25 protein-coding genes are annotated in these 23,142 nt (G+C 41.7%); 5 read left to right on the top strand and 20 right to left on the bottom strand.

What is annotated here, in order from left to right; all coding sequences use genetic code 11:
• The first annotated feature begins 1 nt into the window (after position 1).
• Positions 2-2,257 (top strand): terpene cyclase/mutase family protein, encoded by a 2,256-nt coding sequence (locus tag H9Y05_RS01095; protein ID WP_216713265.1) that lies wholly within the window; start codon positions 2-4, stop codon positions 2,255-2,257.
• A gap of 253 nt (positions 2,258-2,510) precedes the next feature.
• Here H9Y05_RS01095 and H9Y05_RS01100 read toward each other — a convergent pair whose 3' ends face one another.
• The 12 genes from H9Y05_RS01100 to H9Y05_RS01155 all read right to left on the bottom strand — a co-directional run bounded on the left by H9Y05_RS01100 (position 2,511) and on the right by H9Y05_RS01155 (position 9,931).
• On the bottom strand, positions 2,511-3,209 hold the full coding sequence (locus H9Y05_RS01100; protein ID WP_216713266.1) for a DUF2490 domain-containing protein: 699 nt from the start codon (positions 3,207-3,209) through the stop codon (positions 2,511-2,513).
• 36 nt (positions 3,210-3,245) lie between these two features.
• A complete protein-coding gene (locus tag H9Y05_RS01105; protein WP_216713267.1) occupies positions 3,246-3,749 on the bottom strand; it encodes a DUF6691 family protein in 504 nt (167 codons plus the stop codon).
• An 11-nt stretch (positions 3,750-3,760) separates the two neighbouring features.
• Positions 3,761-4,324 carry a YeeE/YedE family protein gene (locus H9Y05_RS01110; protein ID WP_216713268.1) on the bottom strand — a complete coding sequence of 188 codons (564 nt, stop codon included), beginning with the start codon at positions 4,322-4,324 and terminating at the stop codon, positions 3,761-3,763.
• Between the two features lie 29 nt (positions 4,325-4,353).
• A complete protein-coding gene (locus H9Y05_RS01115) occupies positions 4,354-4,566 on the bottom strand; it encodes a DUF6132 family protein (RefSeq protein ID WP_163492320.1) in 213 nt (70 codons plus the stop codon).
• 7 nt (positions 4,567-4,573) lie between these two features.
• A complete protein-coding gene (locus H9Y05_RS01120; protein WP_163492321.1) occupies positions 4,574-4,780 on the bottom strand; it encodes a YgaP family membrane protein in 207 nt (68 codons plus the stop codon).
• Between the two features lie 5 nt (positions 4,781-4,785).
• Positions 4,786-5,415, bottom strand: a complete 630-nt coding sequence (locus tag H9Y05_RS01125; protein ID WP_163492322.1) for a methyltransferase domain-containing protein — start codon at positions 5,413-5,415, stop codon at positions 4,786-4,788.
• The gene (locus tag H9Y05_RS01130; RefSeq protein WP_163492323.1) at positions 5,408-5,722 is read right to left on the bottom strand and encodes a rhodanese-like domain-containing protein; all 315 of its coding nucleotides are present in this window, start codon (positions 5,720-5,722) and stop codon (positions 5,408-5,410) included. The genes H9Y05_RS01125 and H9Y05_RS01130 overlap by 8 nt, the downstream gene beginning before the upstream one ends.
• A 27-nt stretch (positions 5,723-5,749) precedes the next feature.
• Positions 5,750-7,162, bottom strand: coding sequence for an MBL fold metallo-hydrolase (locus H9Y05_RS01135; RefSeq protein ID WP_216713269.1), 1,413 nt, complete (start codon positions 7,160-7,162; stop codon positions 5,750-5,752).
• An 81-nt stretch (positions 7,163-7,243) separates the two neighbouring features.
• Positions 7,244-8,032, bottom strand: coding sequence for a sulfite exporter TauE/SafE family protein (locus tag H9Y05_RS01140; protein ID WP_216713270.1), 789 nt, complete (start codon positions 8,030-8,032; stop codon positions 7,244-7,246).
• 60 nt (positions 8,033-8,092) lie between these two features.
• A complete protein-coding gene (locus tag H9Y05_RS01145; protein ID WP_163492326.1) occupies positions 8,093-8,716 on the bottom strand; it encodes a Crp/Fnr family transcriptional regulator in 624 nt (207 codons plus the stop codon).
• A gap of 92 nt (positions 8,717-8,808) precedes the next feature.
• Positions 8,809-9,333 carry a DinB family protein gene (locus H9Y05_RS01150; protein WP_163492327.1) on the bottom strand — a complete coding sequence of 175 codons (525 nt, stop codon included), beginning with the start codon at positions 9,331-9,333 and terminating at the stop codon, positions 8,809-8,811.
• A gap of 52 nt (positions 9,334-9,385) precedes the next feature.
• Positions 9,386-9,931, bottom strand: coding sequence for a Crp/Fnr family transcriptional regulator (locus H9Y05_RS01155; protein ID WP_163492328.1), 546 nt, complete (start codon positions 9,929-9,931; stop codon positions 9,386-9,388).
• Between the two features lie 315 nt (positions 9,932-10,246).
• On the opposite strand from H9Y05_RS01155, the gene H9Y05_RS01160 reads away from it, so the two are divergent.
• A complete protein-coding gene (locus H9Y05_RS01160) occupies positions 10,247-11,740 on the top strand; it encodes a hypothetical protein (RefSeq protein ID WP_216713271.1) in 1,494 nt (497 codons plus the stop codon).
• Between the two features lie 75 nt (positions 11,741-11,815).
• Here H9Y05_RS01160 and H9Y05_RS01165 read toward each other — a convergent pair whose 3' ends face one another.
• Positions 11,816-12,421, bottom strand: coding sequence for a DNA alkylation repair protein (locus H9Y05_RS01165; RefSeq protein WP_216713272.1), 606 nt, complete (start codon positions 12,419-12,421; stop codon positions 11,816-11,818).
• A 304-nt stretch (positions 12,422-12,725) separates the two neighbouring features.
• Between H9Y05_RS01165 and H9Y05_RS01170 the strand changes: the two genes are divergently transcribed.
• Entirely contained in the window at positions 12,726-13,760 is a 1,035-nt protein-coding gene (locus tag H9Y05_RS01170; protein WP_163492337.1) for a linear amide C-N hydrolase, read from the top strand.
• A 389-nt stretch (positions 13,761-14,149) separates the two neighbouring features.
• Here the strand turns inward: H9Y05_RS01170 and H9Y05_RS01175 are convergent, their stop codons facing one another.
• Positions 14,150-14,998 (bottom strand): GEVED domain-containing protein, encoded by an 849-nt coding sequence (locus H9Y05_RS01175; RefSeq protein WP_163492331.1) that lies wholly within the window; start codon positions 14,996-14,998, stop codon positions 14,150-14,152.
• Positions 14,999-15,984: 986 nt separating this feature from the next.
• Here H9Y05_RS01175 and H9Y05_RS01180 point away from each other — a divergent pair.
• Both H9Y05_RS01180 and H9Y05_RS01185 read left to right on the top strand, forming a co-directional pair.
• Complete coding sequence (locus H9Y05_RS01180; protein ID WP_163492332.1) at positions 15,985-17,004, top strand: hypothetical protein; 1,020 nt, start codon at positions 15,985-15,987, stop codon at positions 17,002-17,004.
• A 9-nt stretch (positions 17,005-17,013) separates the two neighbouring features.
• Positions 17,014-19,089 carry a hypothetical protein gene (locus H9Y05_RS01185; RefSeq protein WP_163492333.1) on the top strand — a complete coding sequence of 692 codons (2,076 nt, stop codon included), beginning with the start codon at positions 17,014-17,016 and terminating at the stop codon, positions 19,087-19,089.
• A gap of 10 nt (positions 19,090-19,099) precedes the next feature.
• Here H9Y05_RS01185 and H9Y05_RS01190 read toward each other — a convergent pair whose 3' ends face one another.
• The 6 genes from H9Y05_RS01190 to H9Y05_RS01215 form a co-directional block, all read right to left on the bottom strand.
• A complete protein-coding gene (locus tag H9Y05_RS01190; RefSeq protein ID WP_216713273.1) occupies positions 19,100-19,486 on the bottom strand; it encodes a hypothetical protein in 387 nt (128 codons plus the stop codon).
• A 187-nt stretch (positions 19,487-19,673) separates the two neighbouring features.
• On the bottom strand, positions 19,674-20,462 hold the full coding sequence (locus tag H9Y05_RS01195) for an IS3 family transposase (protein ID WP_317170274.1): 789 nt from the start codon (positions 20,460-20,462) through the stop codon (positions 19,674-19,676).
• 32 nt (positions 20,463-20,494) lie between these two features.
• Positions 20,495-20,761: a transposase gene (locus H9Y05_RS01200; protein WP_163493027.1), complete on the bottom strand. Its 267-nt coding sequence runs from the start codon at positions 20,759-20,761 to the stop codon at positions 20,495-20,497.
• Between the two features lie 43 nt (positions 20,762-20,804).
• Positions 20,805-21,620 (bottom strand): FecR family protein, encoded by an 816-nt coding sequence (locus tag H9Y05_RS01205; RefSeq protein ID WP_216713274.1) that lies wholly within the window; start codon positions 21,618-21,620, stop codon positions 20,805-20,807.
• Positions 21,596-21,820, bottom strand: coding sequence for a hypothetical protein (locus tag H9Y05_RS01210; protein WP_216713275.1), 225 nt, complete (start codon positions 21,818-21,820; stop codon positions 21,596-21,598). The genes H9Y05_RS01205 and H9Y05_RS01210 overlap by 25 nt, the downstream gene beginning before the upstream one ends.
• A 66-nt stretch (positions 21,821-21,886) precedes the next feature.
• Positions 21,887-23,041 carry a Fic family protein gene (locus H9Y05_RS01215; RefSeq protein WP_216713276.1) on the bottom strand — a complete coding sequence of 385 codons (1,155 nt, stop codon included), beginning with the start codon at positions 23,039-23,041 and terminating at the stop codon, positions 21,887-21,889.
• Between the last annotated feature and the right edge of the window lie 101 nt (positions 23,042-23,142).

A 23,142-nucleotide genomic window follows, 5' to 3' on the forward strand; every position in this document is an offset into this window, starting at 1 on the left:
TATGCATTTTGATCAAAAAGACCCGTCTTATTTCTGGGACACCTGGAAGTTTACTTCAAGGAACGGACAACAATACTGGAACTTTGAACTTCCCGATGAGTTAAAGGGAATCATTCAATCGCAGGCAGATTGGGAAAAGCCGGAGGGGAAAGCGTTTTTGGAAGCATTCGACCGTGCGTTTATTTTTGATAAAAACATCAATCCCAATTCGGGTGACCGTGTATTTCGCTATTTGCGGAACAAACAGGTTGGTGAACCGAAACTGGTCCCGTCAGATGCAACAGCTTCGCTCAAGGAGCGTGCGCATACAGCATTATTGAACGGGTTTTCTTTTTATGAAACATTGCAGGAACCGGACGGAAACTGGGCCGGAGATTACGGAGGTCCGCTCTTCTTGATTCCCGGATTGATCATCGCGTCGTACATCACCGACACCCCGTTTGATCAACCGATGCAGGTACTGATGAAGCGCAACTTGTGGAATCATCAGAACGAAGACGGTGGATGGGGATTGCACATCGAAGGACATTCAACCATGTTCGGAACAGTAATGCAGTATGTAACATTGCGGATTTTGGGAGAAGATCTTTCCAATCCCGATCTGAAACGTGCACAGGACTGGATTTTAAACCACGGTGGCGCTGTACAAATTCCGATGTGGGGGAAATTTTACCTTTCAGTCCTCAATGTATATGAGTGGGCGGGAAATGATGCGTTGTTGCCGGAATTGTGGAAGTTGCCGAAATGGCTTCCCTTCCACCCGAAAAAATATTGGTGTCACAACCGAATGCTGTACCTGCCGATGTCCTACTGCTTCGGAAACAAGGTAAAAGCAAAAGAAACCGGATTGATCAGAGCATTAAGAAAAGAATTATACACGACAAGCTACGATTCCGTTAATTGGAAAAAAGCACGCCGGCAAGCGTGTAAAATCGATATTTTCAACCCGGTCAGTAAATGGTATACCGGTTTGAGTAAAATTGTCAACGGGTATGAAACCATTCATTCGAAAACACTTCGAAAGAAAGCACTCAAGTATGTAGAAGATTACATCGATCACGAGGACCTGCACACACGCTACATCAATATCGGTCCGGTGAACCAGGCGATGAATTCGATTTGCGTGTGGCATAAATACGGAAAAGATTCCGAGCAGTTTCAAAACCACGTCAACCGCTGGAAGGATTACCTGTGGATCGCGGAAGACGGTGCGAAAATGGGTGGTTACAACGGATCTCAATTGTGGGATACGGCATTTGCAGGTCAGGCACTGATCGAAGCGGACATGGAAACGCATTTCCCGGAAATGGCCCGGAAAATTTATCACTTCATCGACATTACACAAATTGACCGCGATCCGAAAGATCACGAAAAGTACTGCCGGGATGTAACGCTCGGTTGCTGGCCGTTTTCAACGATTGATCATGCGTGGGCAGTAACGGATTGTACTTCGGAAGGGATGAAAACAGCGTTGTTGTACAACAACAAGCAACACATTTCCAAGCAACACCTCATTGGTTTAGAGCGTCTGAAACCGGCCATTGACTGGTTGTTGTTCATGCAAAATGAAGACGGAGGCTGGGCTTCGTATGAGAAAAAACGTGCTCCGAAATGGATAGAGGTACTGAATCCTTCGCTGTTGTATGAGAACATCATGACGGAGGTGACCTATACGGAATGTTCTTCGGCAACCATGCAGGGGTTGAAAGAATTCTCTGAAAATTACGATTACCGCCGGGACGACATTCAAGCAGCCCTGAAACGCGGTAGTAAGTTCATTCAATCGAAACAAGACGCGGACGGCTCCTGGTACGGTTGCTGGGGTGTTTGTTACACCTACGGAACCTGGTTCGGAATTGAAGGATTGTTGGCAGCTGGTTTTGAGGGATACAAAAACGGGACTCCCGCCACAGAAATTAAAAACGGTTGTGACTTCCTGCTCAGCAAACAACGCACAGACGGAAGCTGGGGAGAATCCTTTGAATCTTGTGTACAACACAAATACATCGAGCACGAGGACGGACAAATCATCAATACGGCATGGGCATTGCTTGCATTAATGAAAGCAAAACACCCGGATCAGGCTGCGATTGAACGCGGTATTGAATTCATCCTTTCCCGCCAGGAAGCCAACGGCGATTTTCCGCAAGAGGGAATTTCCGGTGTATTCAACGGAAATTGTATGGAAACGTATACGGCCTACCGAAATGTGTTCCCGTTGTGGGCAATTGCACGGTATCGGAAGGGATGTGAGTGAATCTATTTCACTAAATTTATACTTACAAATTATCTGTTGTTTTTTCAGTTTTGATTTTGTCAATTGTAGTATATCTATAGATTCCCATCGTATAAGCAGTTTTTTTCATAAAGAAGTAATCTTATTGGTAACTGTTTGTCCTGTACACGTCTCTAAAACTACTGATTTTCATGAAAGGGTGTACTGATCGCTAAAAAACAGGAAACAACAGAATGATTTTTCCTGTTTTCAAAACGAATACCCCTTTATTTTATTAGTGTTTATCCGACGGAACCGACAACGTGAAATGGACGAAAAAGCTGTGCTCCCGTATCCGGTATTCATCCCGCAACGGCAACCGGACGGTATACAAATAACCCAGCTCCAGTTTTGCAATTGTATTGAACCGATATTCCATCAGTACTCCCGTTCGGTTGTGGTCATAAAAATGCGTGACGGCAACACCGGCAATGTTCAGAAACAGTTCATCGTACACCAGCCACTTCATCTTTTCGAGTAGCTGGTACTCTATACCGAGACGGTGTCTCGCACGCAGGATGCCCGAAGGAGAACTGCTCAGCAAGCGGTATTCCACAGCTGGGCGGTTCACCAGTTGAAAGCGGTCGGAAAACCGGTGACGGAAATCAGCCGCAACCGACCACCGAAATTCACTTGACGGAGTTACATGTTCATCTCCCTGTTCCTGAATAACCCGGTAATGGCGGAAATAAGCAACGGGTGAAAACGATAACCGGACATCCCGGTTGTACCGGTAATGCATCCACTGTCTGAACGTGTACATCAGATTATACCGAAGCGGTTGGTGATCATCGAAACCGTTTTGCCGTCTGTGTTGAAATTCAACCCCTGTTTTCCATGCAGAATGTACAGGTACCACCACCGTTGTACGAAACCAGGCATTGTAACGGTACTGCGCATGAAGCAAATGGACACAACTTACCCAGACAGCCATTAACAACCATCGTATTCGTTTGGAGTACATAACCGCTTAATGAGGCAGTTTTTCCCGCACGTATCCGTAAACCCATGTCCCTGCAATGGCACTCAGCAATGTAACGGCAATAACTGTCGCACCGGTTCCGATCTGTGCAAAGAGTGGTCCGGGGCACGCACCTGTCAACGCCCATCCCAGACCGAACAGCAGTCCCCCATATAGCTGGCCTTTGTTGAATGTTTTCGGGTGAAATTCAATTTTTTCTCCGTAGATTGTTTTGATGTTGAAGGTTTTTATCAGCCAGACGGAAAGCATCCCGACAATCACTGCGCTGCCAATGATGCCATACATGTGAAACGACTGAAGGCGGAACATTTCCTGGATCCGGAACCAGCTTACCACTTCCGCTTTCACGAAAATAATACCGAACAATATTCCGACGACCAGGTATTTTACATTGTGGTACCAACGGTGTTTTAAATGACTTTCATTGACACATATCGCGTCAAGGGAACGAGCTTCTAAATCGGCATCCTGTATTTGATTCTTCTCTCGCATATCAGCAGTTATTAAAGTGAAAGTATAAGGGGTAAAAGCAGGTTGGCCATGATGAAACCTCCGATCATAAAACAGATGGTGGCAACCAGTGAAGGCCATTGCAGGGTAGACAATCCCATAATCGCGTGACCGCTGGTACAACCTCCGGCATACCGGGTTCCGAAGCCGACTAAAAAGCCACCGACTACCATCAGGATAAATCCCCGGAGTGTAAACAATGCTTCCCAGGTGAGTACATCTTTCGGCACCAGGTTACTGTAATCGGAAATCCCATACGTTGCCAATTCAGCTGCCAGCTTTGGGTTTACCTGCACGGGATCAGGATTGGAAAGGAACTGTGCGGAAAGAATTCCCCCAATGAGGATACCTGCTACAAACACCAGGTTCCAGATTTCTTTTTTCCAGTCGTATTTAAAAAACGGTATTCCAGCGGGGATACATGACGCGCAGATATGTCGCAGGGAAGAGCTGATTCCAAACGATTTATTTCCCAGGATCAGGAGTGCGGGAACGGTTAATCCAATCAGCGGACCTGCAACATACCAGGGCCAGGGTTGTTTGATAAATTCAATCATGTTATTGTTTTGAAATGTGAGTCGTTTTGTTATTTGTTACTATTATACGGTTTTTTCTTTTGGAATAAGGAAAAGAACAATCCTCCCGTTACAGCACCGTAGAGAATGCTGTTTAACGGATTTGAAGTGATCGGGCAAGTACCCGAGTTACATCCTACGAATTTCCAGTAAGCGTAACCCGCTACTACTCCAATCGCGATTCCGATGAGCAGCAATCGCTGGCGTTTGATAAAATTTTTCATGTATCAATTAGGTTTTTCGTTTACAGGTAGTCATTCCCACCAATCGATACAACGGACAAAAACCAATCAACGAAGTCAGCAGAAAGATGACAGCAATCATCCCTGCTATGATTGCCCATGTTCCTGAAAGGATACCTGTAGCGTACAGCAATGCAATCCCCACGGATAACAGGATGCGTACCACCCGATCCAGTGTTCCCATATTTGTTTTCATGTCTGTTACTTTTTTATAAGGTTAATAAATACTTCCGAATCTGTTCTTCCCGGTATGCTGTTGTAGCACGGATCCATCGTTTTAATTTCGAAATAAGGATCAAAAACCGGTTTGTACTCACAAGTACAACCACCAAAAGGAGGTCCGTCCTGTTCAAAGGTACGGTCGAAGAGTACACCGATAAGTTTTCCGTTTTCCCGGAGCAATGCCGCCATTTTTTTTGCGTATTTATTCCGCCATGACGGAGGAATGGCACAAAAGAAGGTTTGTTCAATTACCAGGTCATACGTTCCCCGATGTTCAAAAAAATCTTCACACACTACCCGGATACCGGGAGTTGCTATATACTTTTCTGCCAGGAGTTCTACCGCTTTTGGCGCGATGTCGAGCAACGTAATATTCGTAAAACCGTGCTGCAATAAATAGTCGGCTTCGTGCGCGTTGCCACAACCGGGAATCAGGACCGCGGCGTTTTTATCCGGATATTGCTCCATGTAGTTCGTAATTGCGGGTGCCGCATGACCGATATCCCACCCTGTACGATTGCTTTCCCACTGTGCATTCCAGTACTTTTGATCCAACGGGCGTTCGCACTGCGTCACACAACATTGGAGATTGGTGTCCTTACTATTCATTTTTAAGTTGGTTTACGTATTGCCAGGTCCCGCCGTTCAGAACGTTGGTAAAACCGTGTCGCTCCAGTATACTTTTTGCCTGGCTGCTCCGGTTACCACTCCGGCAGAATACAACAATACTCTTTTTTCCTTTCAAAGCTGTCAGTTTACCGGATAGCTGATCCAGCGGAATGTTGACTGCTCCTCTGACGCTCCCGGTAGAAAACTCAGCTGCTGTACGAACATCGACTAACAATGCGCCTTCTTTTATTTCTTCCTTCAGCCGGGGATCCGCTCCGGCAAACAAATTTTTAAATAATCCAAACATTTTATTCGCTATTACTGGTTATACGACTTATGATAAGACCTTACTCTGGCAGATGTAATCCGTTTTCGGAACACCGGTCAGCGCAATGGCATTAAATCCCCCTTCAATTTCCGTAAAGTTACGGTATCCTCTGGCCTGCAGAATGCTGGCAGCAATCATACTTCTGTATCCGCCGGCACAATGGAGGTAGAAATGCTCCCCGGGATCCAGATCTCTGATCCAGTCATTGATATATGCCAGTGGTTTGCTGTACGCTTCTGCCACATGTTCAGCGGCATATTCGCTTTCCTTTCGTACATCCACCACTTTGTTGTCCGTGATGTTTACTTCTTCCGCAAATTGAGCTGCCGTGATCCGATGAACAGTATCTGTTTCTTTCCCGCTTTCTTTCCAGGCAGAGAAACCGCCTTTCAGGTAACCCAACACATGATCAAACCCAACACGGCTCAACCGGGTAATTGCTTCTTCCTCTTTCCCGGAATCCGTAACCAGCAGGATCGGCTGCTGCACATCGACCATCAGAGCGCCAACCCAGGGTGCAAAATCACCATTCAGTCCGATGTTAACAGATTGCGGAATAAAACCTGTATAAAACTCCTTATCGCTCCTTGTATCCAGGATCAATGCTCCGGAAGTTTCCGCCAGGGTTTCAAATTCCTCCGGTGATAATGCCTGCATACCATGTGCCATTACCTGGTCAAACCGTTCATACCCCTTTTTATTCATCGCTACGTTCATTCCGAAATATGCAGGAGGTGGAAGCAATCCATCGGTAACTGCTTTGATAAACGTTTCCCGATCCGGTTGATTGAGCGCGTAATTCACCTTTTTCTGATTCCCCAGGCTATCTACCGTTTCCTTCATCATGTTTTTTCCACACGCTGATCCTGCTCCATGCGCCGGGTAAACAGTAATGTCATTACTTAGCGGAAGTATTTTGTTGTACAGGCTGTCATACAGCAACCCGGCCAGTTCTTCCTGGGTCAAATGTGCTGCTTTTTGTGCCAGATCCGGTCGGCCAACGTCACCCAGGAACAGGGTATCGCCACTGAACAAAGCGGTTTCCTTCCCGTCCTCATCTATCAACAGAAAACAGGAACTTTCCATGGTATGTCCCGGTGTGTGCAATACTTTTATACGAATCGCACCAATTGTAAACACCTGGTTATCTTCTGCAACAATTGCCTCAAATTCAGGAGTAGCGGTCGGGCCATACACAATAGGCGCGCCGGTTTTTTCCGCCAGGTCAACGTGTCCGCTGACAAAATCGGCGTGGAAATGTGTTTCAAATATGTATCGGAGTGTCACACCGTCTTTTTCCAACCGATCGATGTAGGGTTGTGTCTCGCGCAGCGGATCAATAATGGCTGCTTCTCCATTGGAGGTGATGTAGTATGCTCCCTGAGCTAAACATCCGGTATAAATCTGTTCTATTTTCATTGTTCTTTTGTTTAATTGGCATTTAGAATGCAAAAATCCTCATTTGCATGTACTCCTACAGCTACTTTGGTTACACAATGGTTATTTCAGCAGTAATTCTTTCAGAATGATGTACATTCCCATGATCAGAACAAACCACCCGAATACAGGTTTGAGCTGTGCTCCGTCCATTCGTTTTGAAAGGGTTGTACCGATAAAAATCCCACCAACTGCAAACAGGGCGATCGTCAGCAGGAATTGCCAGTCAATGGGTGATCCGTCAAGAGAAAACAGAAATCCGCTCAGGGAATTAACGGCAATGATCACCAGGGAAGTTCCCACGGCTGTTTTCATGGGTAGTTTAACAATATTGACCAGTGCCGGGATAATCAAAAAACCTCCACCGGCTCCGACCAATCCTGTTACAAAACCAACCAATATTCCCTGAAGAATCAATGTAGACCGTTTGTTTTCTGCAGAAGATACATCTCCCTTGTTTTTCTTGCTGATCATACGATAAGCAGCAGCGATCATCAATAGCGCGAACAGCAGTAATAACAGTACACTTTTGGTAACTGTGAGTGTTCCGATCGTAACGATGTTTTCAGGAATTGCCGGGAGAACAAACTTTCTGGTCAGCAGGATGACGACAATAGACGGCAATCCGAATGAGAGTACGGTTTGCTTGTTGACAAATCCTCGTTTAAGATAGGTACGTGAACCGACCATGCTTGTGACGGCCACAATAAACAATGAATATGTCGTTGCCATGACGGCATCGATCCGAAACAGGTAAACCAATACGGGAACGGTCAGGATACTTCCGCCTCCGCCGATCAATCCCAAAAAAATGCCTATAAAAATTGAAGCGAAATAGCCTGCTATATCCATCGGTATCGAAATTACTGATGCAAAATTGCAACGAGCACCGAAGTTCTACAGCTACTTTGGTTACATAACGGTTATTTTGTTGCGTCCGAGCTGTACATCACCCGCTTCTTCCAGTTGCTTCAGGAGCCTTGAAACCACAACTCTGGCTGTTCCCAGTTCGTTTGCAAGTTGTTCGTGGGTAATCTGTAGCAATTTATTCCCGGTCAGTTCCACTTTTTTGTGCAGCAAATCCACTAACCGTTCGTCGACTTTCTTAAAAGCAATCGCATTGATGATTTCGAGTAATTCTTCAAACCGCTTATGGTATAGCCGGAAGATGTAATCCAGCCATTGGGGATATTCCTTAATAAACAATGAAACTTTATCCATTGGAAGAAATAGAATTTCAGCGTCTTCCTCCACCTCGGCCTTTACCTTACTGGTTTCATTGTGCATCCCTCCCAGAAAGGACATGATACAACTTTCACCTGCTTTAATGTAGTACAATAAAATTTCCCTGCCGTCTTCTTCAGTCCGGATCACTTTCAGGGTTCCTTTACTGACGATGGGAATGGCGCGTATGTACGCATTTTCATTTAAAATAATATCTCCCGCTTTGTAACTTTTCCTGATGCTGTGCGCATTCAGTTTTTCTACCAATTCCGGGGATGATTTGAATTCATCAATGTGCCGTAAATCTTCCATGTCACAAAGTTAATTCAATTTATCCCACCTCTTCTCTTTCAAACGAATCAAAAATGAAGGATGCAGGTTTCCCGTGTTTCTGTTTTACGGCATCACGTGTTGTACGTTTCAAGGAGTTGCTCCAGTTGCTTCTGATGATGCAACGGATGATAGGCCATCAGGTAAAACATTTCTCTTATCGTCAATTTTCCCAGTAAAGGATGTGGCAATGTCAGCGTATCCAGTTCTTCTTCCGTATAATTACCCAGTAAATCTCCTATGGTTGTGAGCTGCTTATGTAGGTCCGCAATTAGTGCATCTTTTTGCTCAAACAGTACCTGTTCTTTCGGTAAAAACCGATCCGGCGCCTGTAAACTGGTCTTTTTATAGTTTTCCAGGACAGTTGCACCATCCCAGGTAGCGCGATCAATTTTCCCGAACGTTTCCTCTACAAATTGCTTTGATACAAGCGCTCCGGAAAACGGTACGATGGTCCGTAAAATGTGCTCTAACTGTTGCCCTGCCGTCCATTTATTTTGGTACCGGTAATGAAACCTGTCTGCATCCAACGCATCAATGTAGCGGATGGCCACTTGATGATTCCCGATAAAGTCCGCGATTAATTCCTGTTTCGTCATTGTTTTTTCTGCAAAGAACAGTGTTCGAACGGTATCAAACAATGAACCCGGGTTAATTAATTTTCTTCCGGATGCGACTCAGCGCCTGCGGTGTTATCCCAATGTACGATGCCAGGTATTTCAGAGGTACGTGTTGTACAAAATGAGGTTTGTTGTTGAGCAGGTACATATACATTTCTTTCGGAGTGGTTTTTAAAAGCTGGATCTCACGAAGTGTCTTTTCGCGGAGTTGTTCTTCTAAAAATACTTTCTGTGTTGTACTGCACAGTTTCGATTCCAGGAAAAGCGTTCTCACTTCACTCATCGCAACATACCATAAAATTCCGCTGCTGATCGGTTCGTATACAAATTGCCGTTCAACCTCGTTATCTGCCCGCGCAGTAAAAATATCTCCTTCAAAATAAAAATCGACTGAAATACGCTCTTCCGGGTCTTTTTCCACATCTGCAATTGATTTCCGCACTGTTCCTTTTTGCAGAAAACAAAGAACGTCTTTCGGTAATACTGTTTTTTTCGTGAAATATACAGGACTGAGTTTATCCCAGATTTCTCCGTAATTGTCGATCGGGTATTTCGAGAACACCTGTTTATCTATCATGTTTCAAACTGTGTTTTTACATTCTGAATGTATACATTCTCCAGCAATTTATGTTATTTTTAATCATTGAATTCACTCCTGTTTGGAAAATTAACGCTAAGTTCATCGGACTATTAACCTGAAATTATTACGTACATGCTTTTTCAATCCATTATTTATCACGCGATTTCATTCCGGATTTACCATTCATCATGTCGTAATGTCTCATTCAAAAGTATTTCTTGCATAATCATACAATTTTCCTGCATCTCCCTGTTGCTCACATCGGAAGTAAAAAGTCAAACGATTTATTCTGATCATGAAAAATTCGGGCTTATGGATGCTGACAATCATGTTATTCTACCTGCCCGCTACGATGAAATAACGCCATTTGCATACCTGAATAAAGAACAGGGACATCATTTGTTTATTTTACGACAAGCCAATAAATATTCATTTGCTCTGAAACAATTCCGGGAAACGCGTATCGGTTCTACGTATGGATTTGAGAGTCATATTGATTCAATCAAATGGTTTTTTAGCGAAGACGATTATGATACATTGTATGTGTTGGGACAAGGAATCCCTGACAAAACCATCCCCTCTCACTATCCGTGGAAATGCTATGATAATGAAACGAACAAATGGAAAACATGGAATCTTTCCCAAGGGGTTTCTCATTATGTTTTGGCATATAAAAAAGAGAATAAGTACGGTCTTATTACATTTGAGCATACCCGTAAAGAGATCGAAAAGAAACACAAACCCGGAGGACTGGGATCTGATTATGATTATTGGAAGGCAATCTATTCATTCACACATTTAAACGTTCACCCGCTTAAATATGACGGTGCTATTATTCCTTCTACTTCCAATACTCCGATAGTTACACAAAACAATGGCAAATATGGAATCCTTCAAATAGGATATACGTATGAGGTTCCTCCCCAATTTGATTCCATTCCCGTTCAGCTAAAAGAATTTTTCTATTGCGCGAAGAAAAATAGAAGGTGGGGAATCATTTTTTTACAGGAACAGGACTCCGTCCCACTGCAAATCACCCCCTATCAATACCCTTCAATAAAGCACATAGATACAGATTTCAGGTATTTAGAGTTTGAAAGTGCAAATTCCGGCGAAGACTACCCTGCATGCGTCTATGTAACCACGAACAATACAGCGTTACACTTACAATTCATCGTCAATCGTCTTTATTTAAGGGATTCGGAATCACTTGACGAACTTACCCAAACAAAAAATATCACGTTTATTCCAAAGTCAAACGGTCAGGAGATTATTCAGGAAGAGGGGTATGAATATCTTGTCGCTACTGATGAAAACTATCCCGGAAAAAGAGAAAATCAATCGGTTACATTTTTTGTCATTAAGACGGAACGCTTCCCGCATCCATTAAGATCACATAATTATTCCAGGTATTCGAGTATCGATAAATCATACGGGGAACATCAAAAAATCAGCAGCATCATCACTTACCGATTGGAAAATGATACCTTTTCCCTTCTTCACGAATTCCCCGAAGTATCTGAAAAGGCTGTTTACCATATTATAAATGCTTATCAGCAGAGCTTTATCTTAAAACAAACAATAACGGAACAAGGAAAATATCAGCATGAATTTTACAGCAATGAGGGAATAAAGCTGTATGAAATAACAACAAACTATCCGATCCATAACTGGCAGCAAAAATACAACGAACCTATTCTGGAATTTTATACAGAAGTTGCGCCTAAAACAGAAAGTAAAACGTCCCATAATACCAAAAAAATAACCTGTTATTATAACATGGTGAAAAAACAATTTTACAAATAACCAATCCGGCAATAGCTCAGTACCCACCCTTCTTCCTGTATTTGGGACAATTTAAACTACGAATATTCATTGTTATCAATGCTTCTTGAGGACGTAAGCATGTGTGAATGCAATGTGCTTATTGGTCAAATCCCATGAGGAAATTTCTTTGCGAATCAGTTCACCGTGTCTTTTACTGATATCCCTCAATGCATTCCCCACTGATTTACGCAGGTATTCGCTTTCACTTGCTTTATGGTCACTGATTAATCGTATTGCCAATTCGGGATGGGTTGTAAAATAGGGTCGGCTGGTCCAAATCCGCAAACCTTCCGTGACGGCCCTGCATACATTTGGATGTTGGTCGTCGAGCCACTCCGCAATGTAGGGGAGCGACTTTTCATAACCATTGTCGGCACAGAATCGGTCAAACGCTTTGGCAATGATTTCCTGAACCTGCCAACTCTCATCTGTACGCGCCGTATTCTTCAACACAGTGAGAACAGTATGATCCCCGGAAGCAAGTGCTCCCAAAATAAATAGCGCGCAACACCGCACCTGGTAATGCTTGTTCTTCATGAGGTCCAAAGCAATCACTTTGGCATCCGGCAAGGTATGCGAATGAACAATTTGTTCGGCTTCAGATTGGAACAGTTTAAACCCGTGTTCAACTTTTACCAGCTTCTCTTCAAGTGTCTCCATACGATCGTCATAACCTTTGAAAAGTATAAATTATTTTAACACGAATCCCACTAATAAAAAAGATTCAACATAAATAGAACTTTTATTTTATCAACATAGACGTAAACGAATTTATAAAATTGTGGATCCGATTTTCTTTTAGTATGTTTGTAAGGGAACGATTCAATGTTAGTGTTCGCTCCGATAAAACTAAACAACCAAATAAACACAGTCGTTGTGTAACGTTATGCTTACCAGTTTTTATTTTCAATACGACACAAGACAAGCATAACATCATTAACGACTACATTAAACCTACGTAATGATGAAGTATTTTTTTGTTTTTGCAGCTTTTCTTTTGGGACAAAAGGAAACAATGGCGTGTACACGGGTGGTATACAAAGGTCCAAACGGAACAGTTATCACTGCTCGTAGTATGGATTGGAAAGACGAGATTTCCGCCAATCTTTGGGTCTTTCCCCGTGGAATTGTCAGAAATGGCGAAGTCGGTCCGCAATCGGTCAAATGGACATCCAAATACGGTAGTGTGATTGCCAGTGCCTGGGACATTGCTACCGCAGATGGCTTGAATGAGAAAGGATTGGTAGCAAATGTATTGTGGCTGGTCGAATCCGGGTACCCTGCATTTGAACCCGGTGGCAACAAGAAAGGACTTGCGATTTCAGCATGGGCGCAATATGTACTGGATAATTTTGCAAGTGTAAACGAAGCTGTCAATGCATTAAAAGATGAATCGTTCGTTGTTGTAAGTGATTATATTCCGGGAACGAAAAAGTTCACAACGCTTCATTTATCTATTTCAGACGCCTCAGGTGACAATGCAATTTTTGAATACATCAACGGTAAGCTGATGATCCACCACGACGCAGCCTATACCGTGATGACCAACTCTCCAATATTTGAAGAACAGTTAGCACTAACGAACTACTGGGCCGGAATTCCCGGAACAATTATGTTGCCGGGTACCAACCGTGCAGCAGATCGTTTTGTCAGAGCCTCGTATTACATCAATGCGATTCCACAAACAGACAATACACGGGTTGCAATTGCAAGTGTGTTCAGTGTCATCCGAAATTGTTCGGTGCCGTTTGGAATCAGTTCTGAAACCGAGCCAAATATTTCTTCCACGCGGTGGCGGTCTGTCGCCGACCAAAAGCATCTGGTATATTACTTCGAAGATGTACTAATGCCGGGAACATTTTGGGTAGACCTCACTAAATTTGATCTAAAAACAGGAGCAAAAACAATGAAACTGGATGTCAAGGAAAATGCGTCGATGAATGGGTTGTCCAATGCCAATTTTAAAGCTGCAGAACCGTTTAAGTTTATGGGAATCTAATCGTTCAAAAGCATCCAAAAGTCAGTTTATGGTAATTAAATACTGTAATAAACGGGGTGTATAGGTCAATAAAAAAGAATTGATCATGAAATTGAATCGAGGGATTGGTCCCTGATCCCATAGAATCGACGTGCAGTGGATCAAAAGCTTCAGTCGCTACGGGCCTTGAAGTGCTTTTTTCGTTTACCGCTCACTCGAACACTTTATTGTCGGATTTGCGGCGATTGAGTCAATTAAAGGAGAGGGGGAGTCAAGCATCAATTGAAGAGAAATCTACCCGAAAATACCCATTGCAGAATAATAAAGTAGCTCAAAGGGGAACAAAGAAAAGGAGGTTCAAACTGTAACATAGATAATCCCCGGCATTAGATGCCAGGGATTAGGAATCGTTACTTTACAATAAGCAGATTTTGAGAACGTGTACCCTCGTGATTCGTGATTTGGAAAATTACATTTCCGCTTTCGAGCCCAGATATATCGATATGGTCTGTTTCAACAGATGGTATGTTAATCAAGATACGCCCGTCTAATCCAATAACTTCAATTGCAGCGTTTTTCCATTGTTCACGAACTTTGATGCTTTCTTTCGCTGGATTGGGATAAACTTTAAATGCTTCGGTTATTTCCAGATGTTCAGTTCCTGCTGTTGTAGTAACAATCTTCACATTGTAATCTTCTGTTTCCCCCCAGTCAAAAGAACCTCCGTCGAAAGCAGTACATCCGTCAACAACCGGATCAGCAGAACCAAACGTAAATTCGTCATCTTCGAAAACCATCACACGCATACGTGTCACACCCTCAGTTGCATCCGAAGGAATGGTAACTTGTGCAGTGGAAGGGTTAGTGACATCATTGGTGTTAATTGACTGAATCAACACACGCTCATCAGGTAAGTCAAATTGTTCGTTACCATTAAAATCAATAAAAACAGCAACATAGTGGATAGAAACACCTCCATCATTTTCTATCATCAACGGATAAGTATTTCCTTTAATTAATTCCGGAATCGTTAAGTTGTTATAATACACGTAATGCGCACCGGGCGCTTGTACTGTACCGCTTGTGTTAGTTAACGAACCAAGGGAAACTTTAGAAACATACCGCTCCACAGGGAAAAAGCCATCGTCATATCCCGCTTGACAGTAGGGAGCTGAATCAGTTATTTGAGCCATAAGAGATCCTGAAGTCAATAAGCAGACAAACGCGCTGCTGCACATACATGCAATTGTTTTTTTCATTGGGTAAATTTTTAATAATTATTACCCACTTTGACGGAGCTGGAAAAATATAGTTGCTGCTATTTCTATTAACAAAAAAGCCCATTTATTGCTTTCCTAAGAAAAAAAAAGAAGAAAATCAGGACTTAATTTGACAGATTTTCATTAGTTGATCCCTTGTTCAATAATTTATGTCCAAACAAGTTATACTGATTGATAGGAATGTGTAGTAAGTTAGATTCTGCATATTTTCTTTGTGTTATTCTCCTATTGCTAACCAAATAATATGACCTCAATTTTCTGTAAAACACCTTAAAAAACAAGTGGCAAGGGGTCGTGTATCAAATTAGCAGGTGAAATCATCCTGGTTTGTCACCTTTCTGGAACGAATCGGAAAATTAGTTGCATTAGCTTTAGTAATCTTTGGTTGTCTATTCCTGTGGGCTTACTGTACTGAGAAAAAAAATATAGAAAACGCCAAAGCCAGAAAGCAGGAAATTCAGCAAACGAACGATGAGTGAAATAAACTCATCTCCATCACAGGAACAAAAAATAGTCACAAGTGCCAAATTTTATTCAGTTGAGAGCAAATTCATGTTTGCTATTTCGTCCGCTATTATGTGTAGGGCACACGCGAGACGCGTGCGCCAGCGAAGGATGCCTATACGATTGAAAAAGATTTCCAGCAAAGCGTTGAACCGACGGTACCACATCATTATGAGGAGGTTCCTGAATTAATGGCTTAGTTATCTATGGGTTTTATTTTTATCCATACTTCTACCTGTTCATGCAATAGGTAGATATACCTATTTTTGGGTATTTTACAAAAAATTAATCTTGATCTATACCTAATTAAAGAAAAAATATGTTCATTTGTTTGAACTAATTGACTAATAATAAGAGATTTGATATAAATTTAAATAGTCATATCGCTCCGTTTTTTCAGAATTGCAAAATCTTTGTCAACGGCTATTCAGTTTTGCTACTAATTTTAAAAGATTAAACAAATGAAGACGATCACCTATTACCACTTTGCGATGCTATTCTGCATTAGCTGCGTCGCGATTGGCTGTGGCTCATCCACAAGTACCGACTCAGTTACAAGTGAATCTGGAAAAGAAAAAATTAAAATCGAGGCTTATAGTAGCTACAATGAAGAAAAGCTGGATAAAACTGAACAACTGACCAATGAAAAAAACCAATATAACGAACTGATAAGCGAAGTGTTCAAATCGATTGGGCTTCCAGGCTCTGATATCGAAGTTGAGACCGTTAAAAAATTTGGCGCATTTGCTGTAATTAATAAGAGTTCAAATAGACGTTTCCTCCTATATAGCCCTGTGTTTTTTGACTCCGTATTTAGCTTAAAACAATCGAAGCACCCCATCAAAAGTATTTGTTTTCATGAGTTAGCACACTTACTTTACAATCATCCATTAAAAAATTCTTCGGCAAGTCGAATCCACGAAAAGCAAGCGGATTGGTACGCTGGTTTTCAAATGTATCTTGCCAAAGGTACTTTGGATGATGCAATTCTTGCTGTTAATCACTTTGCTCCTGAAAAACAAAGTAGTTCGCATCCCGGGAGGGCGGATCGCGTAGCTACAATTATCAGCGGGTATCTGGATGCGCAAAAGTTAATGGAAAAAGACACTATCACCTCACTTGTTAAAGAGGATTTACTAGCCGAAATCAGTAAAAGCATACCGTTAGAAGTGTATGAAGCGTTGGACAGCGGACAGTTTCTTGAGGATAATTTGCAGCTTCCAACCTTTGCAGAGCAGCAAGTTGAGATAGGAAGTCCAACGTACCTGCTATTTGGTGAACGGATTTACCTCGATACAGATCACACTGTAAAATATGTCGGTACGGAAGAAGTGATCGGGAAAGTAATCCTGGATAAAAACACCCGCAAACCCGTTTCATTAGATTTTGAAGGAGTTTTGTTCGATTTGAAAGCAGGTACCATTTATAGTAAAAACCCCAATGGTTCTAAAACCGAGGTGGGACATCTAATTACCAATTAATCCTAAACCATGAAAAGAATATTACTTACCACCGCGCTGGCATTATTTGCGAGCACTTCATTTGCGCAAAATGCATTCTATGAGGCTCAATTTTTGGAGCGGATCAGCATTGTTGAGCTTGAGAATATATTGCAATTATCTGACGAGGAGAAAGCTAAGAAACTAATGGAAGGCCTTGAGATAGATGTGTCTTTAGAGCCTGTAATATATCTTTCAACGACAGAAAGATTAGTCGTTCAAAGCTACAAGAAATTTATGCAAAATCCTTTCAATAGTGATACTTTAGATCTCGATATTGTACTACTAAACAGCGCAATCCAAAAGTATAACTCCTTTATGACAAGAAAAATGATTGCCGAGGAGGGGGGGCATGGTATGAGTAAATTTATGGATGCAGGAATTAGTGCTGCAATAGCTTTGATTCCTGGTTTTTTTGGTGGCAACTCCTCTTTAAGTGCAGACCAACAAACAAAAATTATTGATGGACTAACTAAGTACTTTGCAGAAGAATTCCGTAAGGCACAATTGATCACCTACATGCAGGGTTTTAAAAAAATGTCTGAAAAGGCTCCTGAGTTGACCGTACTTTTCCCCTTGACAATTAAAAAACTCTCCACTGCCGATCCAGCAAAATTTCCCGAACTTGGAGATGAATACAAGACGATTTTCAATGAAGACCTGAAGAGTTTACCGGAAACTTTAATCAAGTACATAAGAGATTACAATGAGACATCCGGATCAGAAATAGATTCTAAATTCTTGGTTCTAAATCGAAAAAACATCGATGCCATTAAAGCCAGCCCTTCATACGCTTACTTTTACCTTGCCTCGGACATTGGTTTGAAACTTACAAATAATTTTCATCCGGTCGATTTATTGGATTATCTTGACAATGAATACTACCGCGCAGAACTTATTGCCAGACATGATAAGCCGATCGAAAAGCTTTATCTCACTTTGCATGGCATCAATCTGCTTCAGCGTAACCTGCGGGATACAACAGCCTCTTCCAAAGACCAATTTTCCAATGTTTGGATCAATCTCAGTGAATTGCGCAAATTAGACAATGGCATAAAATGGAACTATTTTGCTGGTTTACTTTATCAGCAGGATCGCGCATTCTTTGATGAATTTTTCTTTTCCGGCGTAAACAAAACCCTGCAGGGTATTTCTGATGATGATATTAAAAAGGTACGTGACATCACAAACAACATGCTGACTGCCCTTAACGAAATCAAAACGTTCCGAGCAAACCTTACTGAAAAGAATATTGAGGATAATTTTGTTGGTTATATGAAGTTGATGATAAAAACCGTCACATCAAGTAGCTTCCTAGCTAGACTGGATTATAACCAAAATGAATTGGATCGTTTTGTTAGACTTTCAGATTATGCGCTGAATTTATACGATAATGCCCGTAAAAAGGACTTTAGTAACACCATTTATTATACCACCCAAGTACTTCAGGAGTTCATAACACTCGATGATGACAACAAGGTTTTACTAAGTATGGAAAAGTATGGTAGTTTTATGGCAGACGTGGTGAATTCGGAAGACTCCGATCAGGTCAAAGAGGTGATTAAAAAACATGCTGCACCGCCGACCAGTTTTATACTTAAACGGGAATACCCATTTACTTTATCCTTTACCGGTCAACCTGGATATTTTATTAGTGCTGAAAAACTTACTGGTGACAATCAAAAATTCAAGTTTGTTTCCGGTATATCATTGCCCCTTGGTTTTGAGGCTTCGTTCAAGGTTAAACGTGGTCGTGAGAATGCCGGGTCGATCAATTTATTCGCCCAATTGATTGACATTGGTGCAATCCTTAATTTTAGGCTGGACGATTCCACATCAACTTTGCCTGATCAAGTCAATTTTAAGCAATTGTTTTCGCCAGGAGGGGCACTTACCTATGGATTTAAAAACTCACCGTTAGTCCTTGGTGTCGGTTATCAGTTCACGCCTGAGCTCCGCGAAGTAACACAGAATGGGAACCAGGTTTATGAAAATGGTCATCGCATTTTCCTGAAAGTGGCATGGGATATTCCGCTCATTAATATTGCAAAGTGTAGAAAGAAATAAGTTTTCCATGCTAAAATGTTGATTGTGAACAAAATAGACTTACTACATTTGTTCGGACACAGAATTTAAGGATGTTTGTTATTTTTGCTCCAGCCCCCATGGTTTGTTCATATGAAACAATAGGTTTATGAGATGCATTCGGGCTTTTTAATATCCAATTCACATGAATTGTCCCTGATGTGCCCGGTCCAGCAAAAGCCGCAGCACTAAAGTCTATAGATATCGCATCTGGTAAAGGATTTAGATGTCTCATCAAATTTGGGTTTTGATCTATAAAACTCTGAACATCGTTTGAAAAACTTTGAATAGGTGTAATAACCATTTCATCAAACCAATTCAATACATCATTCATACTCTTTCCGGAACTATTCGGTACACCTGTTAGAGAAGCGTTCATTCCATTTGATCGAGTATAAGGATTTGAAAAAGCTTCTGAAGTTGTCGATTTGAAACCCAAAACAGTTGCTTCTGGAAGATTTTTATATTCAGCTTCCTTATCTTCTTCCTTTGGTGGATCTGTAAACTTCCCTAAAAAATGTAGCCTTTCCCTTTTTCAGACAATAGTTAAATATAATTATTTACTTCTAATTCTTCCATTTATTATTTCCCATAAACAACCAGGGGCTCTGCCCCGCTAAAGCCTTGTGCGGGTGATTTGCATTGTAATCAATCTGCCATTCGTAAGCCATTGCATTTACTTGCTGAATAGAACTAAACAGATATGCATCCAGTACATCTTCTCGAAAGGTTCTGTTTAGCCGCTCAATATAAGCATTCTGAGAAGGTTTCCCTGGCTGAATATAACAGAGTTCTATCCGGTTTTCGGAACAAAATGCAGTAAAAACTCTTGAAAAAAACTCAGGACCATTATCTACTCGTATTTTCTTTGGTTTTTCTCGATTTGAGAACAGTCGCTTTAGTGCATCTACCAACCGTTCAGCAGGAATAGAAAATGCAGCTTCGTTGAGTAACGCTTCCCGGTTGCAATCATCCATGACATTTAGTATTCTGAACCTACGACCATTTTCCAATGAATCACTCATAAAATCTATCGACCAGGTATCATTCAGTAGCGCAGGAACAGCTAAAGACTCTTTCACTCGTGAAGGAATCCTGCGTTTGCGTTTACGACGAATTTTTAAATTCAACATCCGATAAACTCTCAATACCCGTTTACGATTCCATTCCAAGCCTTCCAAACGGATTTTACCGTAATACGTATCAAATCCACGTGTAGGATACTTTTGAGAAAGTTCAGATAACTTTTCTATTACCGGCTCATCGTCTTTCTTACAAACATAATAATACATACTACGGGTGAGACAAACAATACGACAAGCTCTGTTCACACTAAGTGTTTGCTCCTTAAGAATTACCTCTACTAGAGCCTTACGTTCACAGAGCTTTAAAGCTTTTTTTCGATAATATCTTTTAAAATTAAATGATCCAAACTTAAATCTGCAAACATTCGCTTCAAGCGTGCATTTTCTTCCTGAAGGGCTTTCAGCTCTTTTAGCTGTTGATTATCCATCCCACCATATTTACGCTTCCATTGGTAAAATGTTGGCACAGAAATCCCATGTGAACGGCAAATATCAGTTGTCTTTTTTCCTGATTCATATTCCTTAAGAATACCTACGATCTGTGCTTCTGTAAATCTTGATTTTTTCATAATGAGTACAATTTAAAATTTATATTTTTAAACTGTCTGATTTTTAGGGAAGTTTACAATACCAGCGTTCAATCTGTCTGATTATCCCTGAGAGGTCTGCCTGACTAAGCGAAATCTTTCCATTTCGCCAAGCGGTATACTCGTCAACTTCTACCTGCTTTACCTTTATCTCCTTTCCTTCAACCGCTGCTTGTTCTCCGGGTTTTAATATGATACTTTTAGATTCATCAGCAGTATTTATTCTTATACTACCATGTGCCAGCGTGGTCAGCGACTGTCGTTCATCCCGATAGGCATTGACATTAAATCCTGTACCCAATACTTCAACAGACTGTCCATTGCTCTCGACTATAAAGGGATGTTCCTTGTCTGGTGCTACTTCAAAGTAGGCTTCTCCTTCAAGCGTAACCTTGCGCTCATTGTTATTAAACCTGCTCGGATAACGTAATGATGAAGCCGCATTGAGCCAAGCTTTCGTACCATCAGGCAATGTAATCTGATACTGCCCACCACGTGGGGTAGTCATCGTAGCAAACTGAATGTCTTTATCTGCTTCCAATAGTTTCTGACCATCGGCATAGCTCAACTGTGTTCCCGATGCAATGATACCTTGCTGGTCTTTTGCCAGCTCAATCACAGTTCCATCGGATAAAGTAATCGTCGCCCTATTGCCACCCGGTGAGATATCGTCTGTCTGGATATCCGCTATCCTTTGTTCCTCGGTATTGAGATTGAAGCTTTTATAAATGTACAGCGTAAGGAATGCAAAAGAAATAATAGCGGCAGCAATCGTCAGGTATTTGCGGATAGAGCGTGTTGGGTTCTGCTTCTTCTTTATCTGCTTGAATAGATCTTCCATTTTTTCTCCATTCTCGGAGAGGTTGCCATTGCTTTGGGAATATCGGTATCCAGAAGCCCTTCGCTAATGATTGCTTCAATATATTCCGTGTCTTCTCCAGATTGCAGACACGTCATCAGTTGGCGTACTTCGTCTTGGGTAGCAAGTCCACTGCGGTAACGCTGAATCAATAAATGTATATGCTCGTGCTGACTATGCATGTTGGTCTTTTCTATAAATAAACCTGAAAAGACCATTCCGTGGGTTCGGAAGTAAAAAAAAGTAAATTATTCTGAAAGGATACGGTAGAGTTCCAGATTGAGGTAATAGGCACTCCCCGAAATCATCCTTTTTTCAAGAATATTCATGTTTGCCAACTGGTCAAGATATTTTCTTGCCGTATTTTCCGCATAATGGGTTTCCAGGTGTTTTACCCGTGTAAAGGGCTGTGTGAACAGTGCTTCTGATAAAGTGTCGGGTCTGGTGATATCTGTTCCGGTCTGCAAAAATTGAAAGATGGCATCTTTGGCTTTGACTATATCATTGATCTTATCATACGTCATGTTTGCCGTGACTTCTATTGCTTTCAATATATACAGCAGCCATTTGTCCCAACTGCCACGTTGTGTGATACCAGCTAATCCTGCGTAATAATCTTCTTTATTTTCCAGAATATAACGGCTGAGATATAGGATGGGATAGTCAAGCAGTCCCTTTTTGGTAAGATAATGGATATTGAAAATACGACCTGTACGACCATTGCCATCTCTAAAGGGATGAATAGCTTCAAACTGGAAATGTCCTATTGCCATTTTCAGGAGTGAATCCATAGAATAGCGCTCGTCATCATTGAGGAACTCAATCAGATTATTCATCTTGTGCTCAACAACTCCGGCACCTCTCGGTGGTGTGTAGAAGGCTTTCCCTGCATTTGGCCCCGAACCACCTTCCTTGATATATATCTGTGCGACAGGTGTTCTTACGCCATCGTTGTACCCGGTAACGATACGGTATGTATCGACAAAATAAGGTATATCGATCTGCTGGTCTCCCTTTAGATACTCGTAGCCTCGCCATAGTGCCTCTCTATAGTTCAGTACTTCTTTGGCTGCTCCAACTGGTTGTTTCTGATCCTGACTGTAGGCTCTATAAAGCTCATCATCCGTCGTGAAAATATTTTCGATAGCACTGGATGCCTTTGCTTCCTGCAAACTGATAGAGTTGATAAGCAGTCCCTGATTGGGTATGACTATACTACGTCCCTGTAAACGTCCCAATGCAGCCTTAGCATTTCCAAGCTGCTCGTATATCGCTACCTTTTCATAGATTTCTGCATCTATGGGTAGATCAGGTAAGCCATTCCATGGTTTTGTTCGGTCGGGATTTATCGTATAAGCCATATACAAATATAACAAAATTTCATAAATGACCTTAAAATGCATGTAATTTTAAGGCGAACAACATTTCTGACCTTAAAGTTCCGGTCATTTAGCTATTCCGACCTTAAAAAGATGCGCATTTTAAGGTGAGTGTTGTTTTCGAC

This window comes from Taishania pollutisoli (assembly GCF_014518315.1).
GTDB classification, from domain to species: domain Bacteria; phylum Bacteroidota; class Bacteroidia; order Flavobacteriales_D; family Crocinitomicaceae; genus Taishania; species Taishania pollutisoli.

Excerpts from the sequence above, each read along its gene's own strand:
- H9Y05_RS01095 (WP_216713265.1), top strand. The coding sequence starts at position 2 with ATGCATTTTGATCAAAAAGACCCGTCTTATTTCTGGGACACCTGGAAG.
- H9Y05_RS01100 (WP_216713266.1), bottom strand. The coding sequence starts at position 3,209 with ATGGCTGTCTGGGTAAGTTGTGTCCATTTGCTTCATGCGCAGTACCGT.
- H9Y05_RS01105 (WP_216713267.1), bottom strand. The coding sequence starts at position 3,749 with ATGCGAGAGAAGAATCAAATACAGGATGCCGATTTAGAAGCTCGTTCC.
- H9Y05_RS01110 (WP_216713268.1), bottom strand. The coding sequence starts at position 4,324 with ATGATTGAATTTATCAAACAACCCTGGCCCTGGTATGTTGCAGGTCCG.
- H9Y05_RS01115 (WP_163492320.1), bottom strand. The coding sequence starts at position 4,566 with ATGAAAAATTTTATCAAACGCCAGCGATTGCTGCTCATCGGAATCGCG.
- H9Y05_RS01120 (WP_163492321.1), bottom strand. The coding sequence starts at position 4,780 with ATGAAAACAAATATGGGAACACTGGATCGGGTGGTACGCATCCTGTTA.
- H9Y05_RS01125 (WP_163492322.1), bottom strand. The coding sequence starts at position 5,415 with ATGAATAGTAAGGACACCAATCTCCAATGTTGTGTGACGCAGTGCGAA.
- H9Y05_RS01130 (WP_163492323.1), bottom strand. The coding sequence starts at position 5,722 with ATGTTTGGATTATTTAAAAATTTGTTTGCCGGAGCGGATCCCCGGCTG.
- H9Y05_RS01135 (WP_216713269.1), bottom strand. The coding sequence starts at position 7,162 with ATGAAAATAGAACAGATTTATACCGGATGTTTAGCTCAGGGAGCATAC.
- H9Y05_RS01140 (WP_216713270.1), bottom strand. The coding sequence starts at position 8,032 with ATGGATATAGCAGGCTATTTCGCTTCAATTTTTATAGGCATTTTTTTG.
- H9Y05_RS01145 (WP_163492326.1), bottom strand. The coding sequence starts at position 8,716 with ATGGAAGATTTACGGCACATTGATGAATTCAAATCATCCCCGGAATTG.
- H9Y05_RS01150 (WP_163492327.1), bottom strand. The coding sequence starts at position 9,333 with ATGACGAAACAGGAATTAATCGCGGACTTTATCGGGAATCATCAAGTG.
- H9Y05_RS01155 (WP_163492328.1), bottom strand. The coding sequence starts at position 9,931 with ATGATAGATAAACAGGTGTTCTCGAAATACCCGATCGACAATTACGGA.
- H9Y05_RS01160 (WP_216713271.1), top strand. The coding sequence starts at position 10,247 with ATGGATGCTGACAATCATGTTATTCTACCTGCCCGCTACGATGAAATA.
- H9Y05_RS01165 (WP_216713272.1), bottom strand. The coding sequence starts at position 12,421 with ATGGAGACACTTGAAGAGAAGCTGGTAAAAGTTGAACACGGGTTTAAA.
- H9Y05_RS01170 (WP_163492337.1), top strand. The coding sequence starts at position 12,726 with ATGAAGTATTTTTTTGTTTTTGCAGCTTTTCTTTTGGGACAAAAGGAA.
- H9Y05_RS01175 (WP_163492331.1), bottom strand. The coding sequence starts at position 14,998 with ATGAAAAAAACAATTGCATGTATGTGCAGCAGCGCGTTTGTCTGCTTA.
- H9Y05_RS01180 (WP_163492332.1), top strand. The coding sequence starts at position 15,985 with ATGAAGACGATCACCTATTACCACTTTGCGATGCTATTCTGCATTAGC.
- H9Y05_RS01185 (WP_163492333.1), top strand. The coding sequence starts at position 17,014 with ATGAAAAGAATATTACTTACCACCGCGCTGGCATTATTTGCGAGCACT.
- H9Y05_RS01190 (WP_216713273.1), bottom strand. The coding sequence starts at position 19,486 with ATGAACGCTTCTCTAACAGGTGTACCGAATAGTTCCGGAAAGAGTATG.
- H9Y05_RS01200 (WP_163493027.1), bottom strand. The coding sequence starts at position 20,761 with ATGAAAAAATCAAGATTTACAGAAGCACAGATCGTAGGTATTCTTAAG.
- H9Y05_RS01205 (WP_216713274.1), bottom strand. The coding sequence starts at position 21,620 with ATGGAAGATCTATTCAAGCAGATAAAGAAGAAGCAGAACCCAACACGC.
- H9Y05_RS01210 (WP_216713275.1), bottom strand. The coding sequence starts at position 21,820 with ATGCATAGTCAGCACGAGCATATACATTTATTGATTCAGCGTTACCGC.
- H9Y05_RS01215 (WP_216713276.1), bottom strand. The coding sequence starts at position 23,041 with ATGCATTTTAAGGTCATTTATGAAATTTTGTTATATTTGTATATGGCT.